The organism is Photorhabdus temperata, from assembly GCF_025384845.1.
Taxonomy (GTDB): Bacteria; Pseudomonadota; Gammaproteobacteria; order Enterobacterales; family Enterobacteriaceae; genus Photorhabdus; species Photorhabdus temperata.
The window spans coordinates 18,259-29,174 of sequence record NZ_JAJAFX010000027.1 but is presented as its reverse complement, the minus strand read 5'-3'; the positions used below and the strand labels follow the sequence as shown (position 1 = coordinate 29,174).

Annotated in this window: 11 protein-coding genes; all 11 read right to left on the bottom strand. The window is 47.0% G+C overall.

Annotation, left to right across the window (positions count from 1 at the left end):
• Positions 1-239: 239 nt before the first annotated feature.
• The 11 genes from rplI to hflX all read right to left on the bottom strand — a co-directional run bounded on the left by rplI (position 240) and on the right by hflX (position 10,866).
• Positions 240-692 (bottom strand): 50S ribosomal protein L9, encoded by a 453-nt coding sequence (gene rplI / locus LGZ99_RS12150; protein ID WP_021322927.1) that lies wholly within the window; start codon positions 690-692, stop codon positions 240-242.
• A gap of 38 nt (positions 693-730) precedes the next feature.
• Positions 731-958, bottom strand: a complete 228-nt coding sequence (rpsR, locus tag LGZ99_RS12145; protein WP_000135199.1) for a 30S ribosomal protein S18 — start codon at positions 956-958, stop codon at positions 731-733.
• Between the two features lie 4 nt (positions 959-962).
• Complete coding sequence (gene priB / locus LGZ99_RS12140; protein ID WP_021322928.1) at positions 963-1,280, bottom strand: primosomal replication protein N; 318 nt, start codon at positions 1,278-1,280, stop codon at positions 963-965.
• A gap of 5 nt (positions 1,281-1,285) precedes the next feature.
• On the bottom strand, positions 1,286-1,681 hold the full coding sequence (rpsF, locus tag LGZ99_RS12135; protein ID WP_021322929.1) for a 30S ribosomal protein S6: 396 nt from the start codon (positions 1,679-1,681) through the stop codon (positions 1,286-1,288).
• 156 nt (positions 1,682-1,837) lie between these two features.
• A complete protein-coding gene (gene rlmB / locus LGZ99_RS12130; RefSeq protein ID WP_036839768.1) occupies positions 1,838-2,575 on the bottom strand; it encodes a 23S rRNA (guanosine(2251)-2'-O)-methyltransferase RlmB in 738 nt (245 codons plus the stop codon).
• A 119-nt stretch (positions 2,576-2,694) separates the two neighbouring features.
• Entirely contained in the window at positions 2,695-5,133 is a 2,439-nt protein-coding gene (gene rnr, locus LGZ99_RS12125) for a ribonuclease R (protein WP_036839766.1), read from the bottom strand.
• A 44-nt stretch (positions 5,134-5,177) separates the two neighbouring features.
• Positions 5,178-5,603: a nitric oxide-sensing transcriptional repressor NsrR gene (nsrR, locus tag LGZ99_RS12120; RefSeq protein ID WP_021322932.1), complete on the bottom strand. Its 426-nt coding sequence runs from the start codon at positions 5,601-5,603 to the stop codon at positions 5,178-5,180.
• Between the two features lie 190 nt (positions 5,604-5,793).
• Entirely contained in the window at positions 5,794-7,092 is a 1,299-nt protein-coding gene (locus LGZ99_RS12115; protein WP_036839765.1) for an adenylosuccinate synthase, read from the bottom strand.
• 148 nt (positions 7,093-7,240) lie between these two features.
• A complete protein-coding gene (hflC, locus tag LGZ99_RS12110; protein WP_021322934.1) occupies positions 7,241-8,251 on the bottom strand; it encodes a protease modulator HflC in 1,011 nt (336 codons plus the stop codon).
• A gap of 2 nt (positions 8,252-8,253) precedes the next feature.
• Positions 8,254-9,480 carry an FtsH protease activity modulator HflK gene (gene hflK, locus LGZ99_RS12105; protein ID WP_036839710.1) on the bottom strand — a complete coding sequence of 409 codons (1,227 nt, stop codon included), beginning with the start codon at positions 9,478-9,480 and terminating at the stop codon, positions 8,254-8,256.
• A 105-nt stretch (positions 9,481-9,585) separates the two neighbouring features.
• Positions 9,586-10,866, bottom strand: a complete 1,281-nt coding sequence (hflX, locus tag LGZ99_RS12100; protein ID WP_262979146.1) for a ribosome rescue GTPase HflX — start codon at positions 10,864-10,866, stop codon at positions 9,586-9,588.
• Positions 10,867-10,916 lie beyond the last annotated feature (50 nt).

Below are 10,916 nucleotides of genomic sequence, written 5' to 3'. Positions count from 1 at the left end.
AAATCAATGATAATAAAAACAAACTAAAAGACAAAATTACAGAGAAATACGCAATAAAAACCCTGTTTTGATAAGTTAAAAATAAAGATAACCAATAGAAAATAAGTCGGATTAATATCCAATGCAATATAAGTTACCCACGGAAATTTTATAGACTAACGAGATAATAGTGCGTTGAAACAATAAAAAACGCCGGCATTGCCAGCGTTTTTTACTTGTTAGCATCAGTCAATCAGAGATTAAGCTTCAGCAACAATGTTAACGTTCAATTTCGCGAATACGTCGCTGTGTACCTGGAAGTTAACTTCATGTTCACCAGTGGTACGCAGAACACCGTTAGGCAGACGAACTTCACTTTTAGATACTTCAACACCTGCGGCAGTCACTGCATCAGCAATATCGCGGGTACCGATAGAACCGAACAGTTTACCTTCGTCACCCGCTTTAGAAGCGATAGTAACGGAACCCAGTGCGCTGATTTTCTCAGCACGAGCTTGCGCCGCTGCCAGAACGTCAGCCAGTTTAGCTTCCAGTTCAGCGCGACGAGCTTCGAAGAATTCGATGTTTTTCTTAGTCGCAGGAACAGCTTTGCCCTGTGGTACTAAGTAGTTACGGGCATAACCCGGTTTAACGTTAACTTGATCACCCAGGCTACCCAGGTTTGCTACTTTATCAAGCAGAATAATTTGCATTACCTTATCCTCTCAGAGTCGTTAATGGACTGTGCCGATTACTGATGACGATCAGTGTAAGGCAACAAAGACAGGTAGCGCGCGCGCTTGATAGCACGAGCGAGCTGACGCTGGTATTTTGCACGGGTGCCAGTAATACGGCTTGGTACAATTTTACCACTCTCGGTGATGTAGTTTTTCAGCGTAGCGATGTCTTTATAATCAATCTCTTGAACGCCTTCCGCGGTGAAACGGCAGAACTTGCGACGACGGAAATAACGTGCCATTTGGCTAGTCTCCAGAATCTATCAATTCAATCTGCTCGGCATGAAGAACCAGTTTGTTAAGACCATTGCGACCTTGATGGCAACTAATGAATCCTGAAACGGTTAATCGACTGCCGACCGTTATACTGTGAGTTAAAACTTGTAACAATTGTCCGCTGGCAATAACGGGCATTCTGCACCATGCTTGCCTGCTTAGACCGGCTTCCTGCTGCTGTGAGCGATGCTCAAGTACAAACTGGCAATGAGGAATGCCGGCAGGACTGACTTTTCGAATGGGGGCTTTGCACACTGTGCCAGAAAGCACCAAACGATTAGTTGTCACAGTTATTACTCTTCAGAATCCCCAGCTTCTTCAGCATCAACGCCGGCGTCTTCCATAGAGTAATCGCGGCTGCGACGCTCATCTTTGGCTTTAACCATTGGAGATGCTTCAGTTACCGCGTGCTTAACGCGCATAATCATGCTGCGGATAACGGCATCGTTGAAGCGGAAGTTAGTTTCCAGCTCATCAATCACTTCCTGCGGCGCTTCAACGTTCATCAGAACGTAATGAGCTTTGTGCAGTTTGTTGATTGGATAAGCCAGTTGACGGCGGCCCCAGTCTTCCAGACGGTGAATCTGACCTTGCGCGTTAGCGATAGTCGCACTGTAACGCTCGATCATGCCCGGAACCTGTTCGCTTTGGTCAGGATGGACCATAAAAACGATTTCGTAATGACGCATTAGAATTGCTCCTTACGGATTATTCAGCCTCCTGTCAGGGTCAACCGCGGCCCATGGAGGCAAGGAACTTGTTTAAGTGCGGCTGAAAAATTGACGCGTAACTATACCCGCCTCATATAAAAAACTCAAGGAGCGGGTAACGCTTTATGTTATGGGTTACTGCGAACTCCGCTGACGCACTGCTTCAAACAGGCAAATACCCGTTGCAACAGACACATTCAGGGATGAGACCGAACCCGCCATTGGAATACTAATCAATTCATCACAGTGTTCACGGGTCAGACGACGCATACCTTCCCCTTCAGCCCCCATCACCAGCGCCATAGGACCGGTTAGTTTACTCTGATGTAGCGTATGGTCAGCTTCTCCTGCTGTACCCACCACCCAAATATTGTGTTCCTGTAACAAACGCAAAGTACGGGCAAGGTTGGTGACACGAACAAACGGTACGCTCTCCGCAGCTCCACATGCCACTTTCTTCGCAGTGGCATTAAGCTGGGCGGAACGGTCACGGGGTACAATAACAGCATGTACACCTGCTGCATCAGCACTGCGCAGGCAAGCCCCCAGATTATGTGGATCTGTCACACCATCAAGCACCAGCAAGAAAGGAGTTTCTATTTGTGACAGCAAATCTGGCAGGTCATTTTCCTGATACTGACGACCTAGCTTTACTTTAGCAACAATCCCCTGATGCACAGCACCTTCCGTCTGATTATCCAGCCACTGACGATTTGCCAGTTGGATAGTCATCCCGATATTTTCCAGTTCATTAATCAGTGGTGTCAGACGGCGGTCTTCGCGCCCTTTCAGTACATAAACTTCCGTAAAACGCTGAGGATCGCGCTCCAGTAAAGCCTTAACGGCATGAATACCGTAGATAATTTCACTCATAATCTTCTTATTTTCACTGTCATACAGCACTGACATACCATGAACCCATCCATCAGGCTCAATGTATTCAAGAGACTAAAATATTCAGGCTATCCTGAAGAAGCAGGATAGCCCTTTGATTATTTATCTGCGCTTTTCTTAGCCCGCTTAGCTTTGAATTTAGCAGCAATTTTCTGTGTTTTGGCTGAAAGGTTCTTACCCTTTTTCTTATCTCCTTTAGGCTTATCCACAGATTTCTTTTTATGGAAAGCGCCATCAGGTTCAAAGTTAGCCTCTTTGCTATAACTACGCCCTTTCTTACTATTCTTACGACCAGGTTCTGCTTTTTTCGCCCTGTCACGCGCTGTCTTACCGACATTTCGGGCTTCCCGGCTAACGGAGAGCAGTTTAAAATCAATGTTACGCTCATCCATATGGACAGCTTCCACGCGGATTTCAACTTCATCTCCCAACCGGAAAGTTTTACCAGAAAACTCACCAATTAAACGCTGACCAACATTATCGAAATGATAATAATCATTATTCAATGTGGAAACATGTACCAGGCCGTCAATAAACAGATCATTCAAACGAACAAAGAAGCCGAAACCGGTCACACTGGTGATAATTCCGGTAAAGGTATTGCCCACCTGATCCTGCATAAAGTCACACTTAAGCCAATCGGCGACATCTCTCGTAGCTTCATCGGCACGGCGCTCTGTCATAGAACAGTGTTGGCCCAGTTGCAACATATGCTCCATATCGCTGTGCCATCCACCAGTCGGTGTCCCACATTGCTCAATAACACCTTGCTGTTTCGCCAGCAGATATTTAATCGCCCGATGCAGCACCAAATCAGGATAACGGCGGATAGGTGAGGTAAAGTGCGCATAAGAATGCAATGACAGACCAAAATGACCGCGGTTTTCCGGGTCATAAATTGCCTGTTTCATTGAACGCAGCAACATGGTTTGCAATAACTCACGATCCGGGCGTTCAGCCACTTGCTGCATCAGTTGCGCATAATCCTTTGGTGTTGGTTGCATACCACCCGGCAGAGTTAACCCCAATTCACCGAAAACAGAGCGCAGATTAACAATGCTCTCTTCTCTTGGCCGATCATGAATGCGGTAAAGCACCGGTTCGCTGTTTTTCTCCACGAAACGTGCAGCCGCAATATTCGCCAGAATCATGCACTCTTCAATCAGCTTATGAGCATCATTGCGGGCAACCGGTTCAATGCGTTCAATACGGCGTTCAGCGTTAAAGATAAACTTCGCCTCCTCTGACTCAAAGGAGATTGCGCCCCGCTGTTCACGGGCATTTTCCAACGCCTGATAAAGCCCATGTAAATGTTCAATATGCTGAACCAACGGTTTATAGTGCTCACGCAGCTCTTCATCACCCTGCAACATACGCCATACTTTGGTATAGGTCAGGCGTGCATGAGAATTCATGACTGCTTCGTAAAATTTATAGGATGACAATTTTCCCTGCTCTGAAACCGTCATCTCACACACCATACAAAGGCGGTCAACCTGTGGATTCAGAGAACAGAGGCCATTGGAAAGCACTTCAGGTAACATGGGAACAACCTGAGATGGAAAGTAAACTGAGTTACTCCGGCTGCGGGCTTCTGTATCCAATGCCGTTTGTGGGCGGACATAGTAACTGACATCAGCAATAGCAACCCATAAACGCCAGCCGCCGCTTCGCTTTCTTTCACAATAAACGGCATCATCAAAGTCACGGGCATCTTCACCATCGATTGTCACCAATGGCAAATCACGCAGATCAACGCGACCTTCTTTCGCGGATTCCGGTACCTGCTCATTCAGGGAAGCCACTTGGTTTTCCACCTGCGGCGGCCAACTGTGCGGAATTTCATGAGTACGCAGGGCAATTTCCACGGCCATGTTCGTTCCCATCTTTTCACCCAGCACTTCAACTATTTTACCAACAGCTTTTGTACGGCGCGCTGGACGTGTCGTCAACTCAACGACAACGACGTTCCCCATGCGGGCGCCACTATTTTCATCTTTCGGGATCAGGATATCAAAGCTCAAACGACTATCATCCGGCACAACAAAACCCATACCGGAGTCAATAAAATAGCGGCCAACAATCTGGCTGGTCTTGGGTACCAACACACGGACAATACGCGCTTCACTACGCCCTTTGCGATCAGAAGGTAGTGGCTGTGCCAGTACGACATCACCATGAATAGCCATTTTTAACTGCTCGGCAGAGAGATAAAAATCGTCTTTACGGCCTTCTACCCGCAGGAAACCATAACCATCCCTGTGACCGATGACTGTGCCTTTCAATAAATCCAGTTTTTCCGGCAAGGCGTAACATTGACGGCGCGTGAAAACCAGTTGACCATCACGTTCCATAGCCCGTAAACGACGACGTAACGCTTCAAGCTCCTCATCGTTAGTCAGATTCAGCTCTTGTGCCAGTTCCTGGCGACTTACCGGTGCAGTGTGTTTGGAAATAATGTCTAAGATGTATTCGCGGCTTGGAATAGGAGATTCGTATTTTTCTGCTTCACGTTCCAAAAAAGGATCTTGTGACATGGCGGTTCCTCCGTTGTCATCAGCAGGCTGTTTGCGCCATTTCTTCATTCGGTCAGAAGCAGCTTATAAAGGGGGATATTATCTTCAACCATATCAGCTAAAGTATGCTTATCCAGTTCATTCAAAAATGTTTCTATTGCCTGATTTAATACCACTTTCAGGCGACATGCAGAGGTAATATGGCAAGATTCCTGACTACAATTAACCAATGATAATGGTTCGAGAGCACGAACGACATCACCAATTCTAATATCCTTTGCCGGCTTACCCAGACGAATGCCGCCGTTTTTACCACGAACAGCATCCACTAATCCTAAGTGGCTCAACTGGTTAATAATTTTTACCATGTGGTTACGAGAAACACCATAAACACGAGTGACTTCAGAAATACTGGTCATCCGGTTTTGCGGTAAAGCAGCCATATAAATTAGCGCGCGCAAGCCATAATCTGTAAAACTCGTTAACTGCACATCAACCTCTGGATAATGAGATATAAGCTAATATATCCGAGAACAAATTAAAAAAATAAGTATTTGTTCAATTTATATACCTTGAATTGGCCGAAATCATGTTAATCATCTGGTAGTTAGCAAAAAAGACCATAATAGATAGCAAAAAACCGGGCTGAAAAGCCCGGCTTTACCTGATTATGTGACACAATCAAGCATCAAACGGATCACGCAGAATCATAGTTTCTGAACGATCCGGGCCTGTAGAAATAATATCAACCGGAACGCCGGTCAGCTCTTCTACACGTTTGATATAATTCAGTGCCGCCTGAGGCAATTTGCTGTGCTCTTTCACACCAAAAGTACTTTCGTCCCAGCCAGGCATAATCTCATAAACAGGTTCAATACCTTCCCAGTCATCCGCAGCCAGAGGTGTTGTCTCAACCACGCGACCATCAGGCATCCGGTAACCAACACAAATTTTTACTTCTTTCAAACCATCCAGTACGTCCAGTTTGGTCATACAGAAACCAGACAGTGAGTTGATTTGTACTGCACGGCGGATAGCAATGATATCCAGCCAGCCAGTACGACGGCTACGCCCCGTAGTCGCCCCGAACTCCTGGCCTTTTTCACGCAGGTAATTGCCAGTTTCATCAAACAATTCAGTTGGGAATGGGCCAGCACCAACACGAGTGGAGTAAGCCTTGATAATCCCCAAAACATAATCAACATAGCGTGGACCTAAACCGGAACCTGTTGCAACGCCACCCGCCGTGGTGTTGGAAGAGGTCACGTATGGATAGGTACCGTGGTCGATATCCAACAGCGTGCCTTGTGCGCCTTCGAACATAACCAGCTCACCTTTCTGAGTTGCTTTATACAACAAGTCAGAAACGTCAACAACCATACCCGTCAGAATATCGGCAACAGCCATGATTTCGTCCAGAGTTTTCTGGTAATCAACCGCCGGCTCCTGGTAATAGTTAACCAGTTGGAAGTTATGATATTCGATAATTTCTTTCAGCTTGGCCGCAAATACTTCTTTATCAAACAAATCACCAACGCGCAGACCACGACGTGCAACTTTGTCTTCATACGCAGGGCCGATACCGCGGCCGGTTGTACCAATTGCTTTTGCGCCAAGTGCTTTTTCACGGGCATTATCTAACGCAACATGGTACGGAAGAATAAGCGGACAAGCTTCTGAAATGAGCAAACGCTCGCGGACAGGAACACCCCGGGATTCTAATGCGTTCATCTCTTTCATCAGCGCGTCAGGTGCTAATACGACTCCGTTTGCGATGATGCTGATAACATTTTCACGCAGGATCCCCGATGGGATTAAGTGGAGAACGGTTTTTTCACCGTTGATAACCAGTGTATGACCAGCATTATGGCCCCCTTGATAACGAACAACATACTTAGCTCGTTCAGTCAGCAAGTCGACGATCTTGCCCTTGCCCTCGTCACCCCATTGGGTGCCCAATACGACAACGTTCTTACCCATTTCAAAATTCACTCGGTTGCTTAAAAATGGATTCTATCATCTCATTCCACACCTTTCAGTAATTTTTATCACATCTGTTATTTTTGTTGACCACCTGACACGACAAGGCCCGCCTGATGCGGGCCTTACTTAGATATTCAAACATCTATCAATGCTGAACTGCACGTTTTTCAGGTGCTTTCATATAACGGAAGAAATCAGTATCCGGGCTTAACACCAGAACATCTTTCCCATCTTCACTGAAGCTTTTCTCGTAAGCACGTAAGCTACGGATAAAGGCATAGAAGTCAGGATCTTTGCTGAATGCATCAGCAAACAGTTTAGCGGCTTCTGCATCACCGGAACCACGCAAGGTACGGGCTTCACGCTCCGCTCTTGCCAATGTTTCAGTCACTTGTTTATCCGATGTTGCGCGCAATTTCTCTGCTTCTTCCTGACCCTGAGAACGATGACGACGGGCTACCGCTTCACGTTCTGCACGCATACGCTGGAAGATAGCTTCTGAAACTTCCAATGGCAGGTTAATCTGTTTGATACGCACATCAACAACCTCAATCCCCAGAGCAGCCATACTGTTCGGGTTAATAGCCAGTTGTTTACCCGCAGTTTCTTTCGCTACACGAGCCGCCGCTGAGGCAATCGCATCATCGGCTTCACTGGTAGCCACCGCTTCACCGTCAGTCGTACCTTTGTTCAGGGCGTCACGAACATCGGTAGTCAGCTTACCACGGGAATCAGTCACAATGCCGCGAACATCCAGACGACCAATCTCAGAACGCAAACGGTCACTGAACTTACGTTTCAACAGCACTTCAGCCTGAGAAATATCACCATTACCGGTAGCCAGATAGTAACGGCTGAAGTCGATAATGCGCCATTTCAGGTAAGAATCGACAATCAGGTCTTTGTTTTCACTGGTCAGGAAACGGTCCGCCTGAATATCCATAGTCTGGATACGAGCATCAAGTGTTTTCACTGTTTCAATGAATGGCACTTTAAAGTGCAAACCCGGTGCATAAACAATCGGTTTATTTTCCGCGTCACGGGCAACCTTACTGAAACGCAGAACAATACCGCGCTGTCCTTCATGCACAACAAACACTGAAGTATACAAAACCACCAATACAGCAACAATAATAACGAGGAATGACTTACGCATGATTATTGTCTCCCTACTCTGACAGTATCGTTACGCAGATTATCAGTACGGTTGTAATCTACTGTCCGGTTTGAACTTAAGGGTGCTGTCGGGCGAGTAATGCGCGAACTAGAAACAGTTGTATTACCAAGCTGACTTTCCACGGCTGTTTTACCACTGGCTGCATCGCTACGGAACATTTGCTCCAATGGCAGGACCATCAGGTTATTACTGTTCTCATTAGCAATAACTTTGCGGGTATTACTCAGTACTTTTTCCATAGTTTCAATATACAGACGCTCACGGGTAATTTCCGGTGCTGCTTTATATTCAGGCAGCATCTTGGCAAAACTCGCCACTTCACCCTGCGCTTCCAATACCACACGCGCTTTATAAGCCTTAGCATCTTCGATTAATCGTTGAGCCTGACCATTTGCACGCGGTTGAACTTCATTAGCGTAAGCTTCCGCCTCACGAATGTACTGCTGTTCATTTTCCCGAGCAGCAATCGCATCGTCAAATGACGCTTTTACTTCTTCCGGTGGACGGGCAGTCTGGAAGTTAACATCCAGCAAAGTAATACCCATTTTGTATGGACGAATCGTTTCTTCCAGTACCTTCTGGGTATCGCTACGTACAATAGTACGGCCTTCAGTCAAGATTTTATCCATAGTGTATTTGCCGATAACACCGCGAACCGCGCTGTCAGTTGCCTGACGCAGGCTGTTATCAGGGCTTGTTACGCTGTAGAGATAAGCGGCTGGATTCGTCACACGGTACTGAACGTTCATTTCCACGCGAACAACGTTTTCATCGGAAGTCAGCATCACACCGGATGCCGCCAGTTCACGAACAGATTCCACGTTGACCGGAACCACTTCATCAATGAACGTTGGTTTCCAGTTCAGACCTGGCTGCACGATATGGCTCAATTTACCCAAACGGGTAACAACACCACGTTCTGTTTCTTTAATCGTATAGAAACCACTGGCGGCCCAGATCACGACGACCGCAACAACAGCAAGGCTAACAATACGCCCGCCAAATTTTGCCCCCTGATCAGAGCCATTACCGCCCTTATTCCTACCGAAACCACCGAGTTTACTGCTCAGCTTACGGAACAGATCGTCGAGATCAGATGCCCCACGGTTTCGACTACCTTTGTTCCCGCCGGAGTTGCCGCTATTATTATTGCTGCTCCCCCACGGGTCGCGGTCTTGTCCGTTGTTTCCGGGCTGATTCCACGCCATGTTTTCGCTCCATTCTTTTATGATTGGTTTTTCAGGCCAAGAGCTGCTTGTAAACAAATCAACTCTCAATCACACAAGTTTTCAGATATTCATCTGACAAGCACATCAGACGATATAATCAAACAAATCCTGTTCTTGTTTGCACAGACGGCGCCAGTCAACAATCGGCATTCTCACTTCAATACCAACTTTGCCGTCCTCTTCTATCCACTCTTTCTCTATTGCCTGAAGTTGATAGAAGCGGCTGCGTAAACGACCCGCTTCTGGCGGCAAGCGCAATTCGTAGTGTGCGATTTCACCCGAAAGGCGCTCCGTTAACGCTTGTAACAACAACGGGATACCTTCACCGGTTTGCGCCGACAACCAAACTCTGACCGGTAAGTTATCTTCGTTGCGATCAATACGCGGGGTGAAGTCCTCCAGCATATCAATCTTATTCATCACCAGCAGTACCGGAATTTCATGAGCTTCAATTTCTTCCAGTACACTGTCAACCGCGGTAATATTTTCGTCCAGGCGACTATCCGCAGCATCAACAACATGCAGCAATAGTGTTGCCTGCCGGGTTTCCTGCAATGTCGCTTTAAATGCCGCAACCAGATCATGAGGCAAATGACGGATAAAACCAACAGTATCAGCCAACACTGCCGTGCCAACATCATCAACTCCAATCCGCCGCAACGTTGGATCCAGTGTTGCAAACAGCTGATCAGCCGTGTAAACCTCAGCGGACGTCATACGGTTAAATAAGCTTGATTTCCCAGCGTTGGTATATCCCACCAGAGAAATCGTCGGTATATCCGCCTTATTCCGCGCCTGACGTCCCTGTTCACGCTGCTTCTCAACCCGACTAAGGCGGTTCAGAATCTGACGGATCTTATCCCGCAGTAAACGCCGATCTGTCTCAAGCTGAGTTTCCCCCGGCCCCCTTAGACCAATCCCACCTTTTTGACGTTCAAGGTGAGTCCATCCCCGGACAAGACGGGTAGAAAGATGGCGTAACTGCGCCAGCTCCACCTGCAACTTCCCTTCGTGAGTCCGTGCCCGTTGAGCAAAAATATCCAGAATCACACCAGTGCGATCAATCACCCGACACTGACAGAGCCGTTCAAGGTTACGCTCTTGCGCAGGGCTAAGAGTATGATTAAACAGCACAACATCAGCACCACTAGCCTGTACAGCCTCAGCAACCTCCTCAGCCTTACCTTCTCCGACAAAATATTTCGGATGAGGTGCTTTTCTGCTCCCTGTGACAATTTGAACAGGAACCACACCAGCAGAAGTTACCAGTGATTCAAACTCACTGAGATTGTCTGTGTCTTTATCCTGCGAGAAGAAAATGTGCACCACAACGGCTCGTTCACCGCCTTCATAACGCTCAAACAAAGGTAAGACCTCTCAGGCTGAGTAAAAAACTATAGGAAAAAACATAGGTA

Coding starts and splice junctions, on each gene's coding strand:
- hflK (WP_036839710.1), bottom strand. CDS start 9,480: ATGGCGTGGAATCAGCCCGGAAACAACGGACAAGACCGCGACCCGTGG.
- rlmB (WP_036839768.1), bottom strand. CDS start 2,575: ATGAGTGAAATTATCTACGGTATTCATGCCGTTAAGGCTTTACTGGAG.
- rplI (WP_021322927.1), bottom strand. CDS start 692: ATGCAAATTATTCTGCTTGATAAAGTAGCAAACCTGGGTAGCCTGGGT.
- LGZ99_RS12115 (WP_036839765.1), bottom strand. CDS start 7,092: ATGGGTAAGAACGTTGTCGTATTGGGCACCCAATGGGGTGACGAGGGC.
- hflC (WP_021322934.1), bottom strand. CDS start 8,251: ATGCGTAAGTCATTCCTCGTTATTATTGTTGCTGTATTGGTGGTTTTG.
- rpsR (WP_000135199.1), bottom strand. CDS start 958: ATGGCACGTTATTTCCGTCGTCGCAAGTTCTGCCGTTTCACCGCGGAA.
- rpsF (WP_021322929.1), bottom strand. CDS start 1,681: ATGCGTCATTACGAAATCGTTTTTATGGTCCATCCTGACCAAAGCGAA.
- rnr (WP_036839766.1), bottom strand. CDS start 5,133: ATGTCACAAGATCCTTTTTTGGAACGTGAAGCAGAAAAATACGAATCT.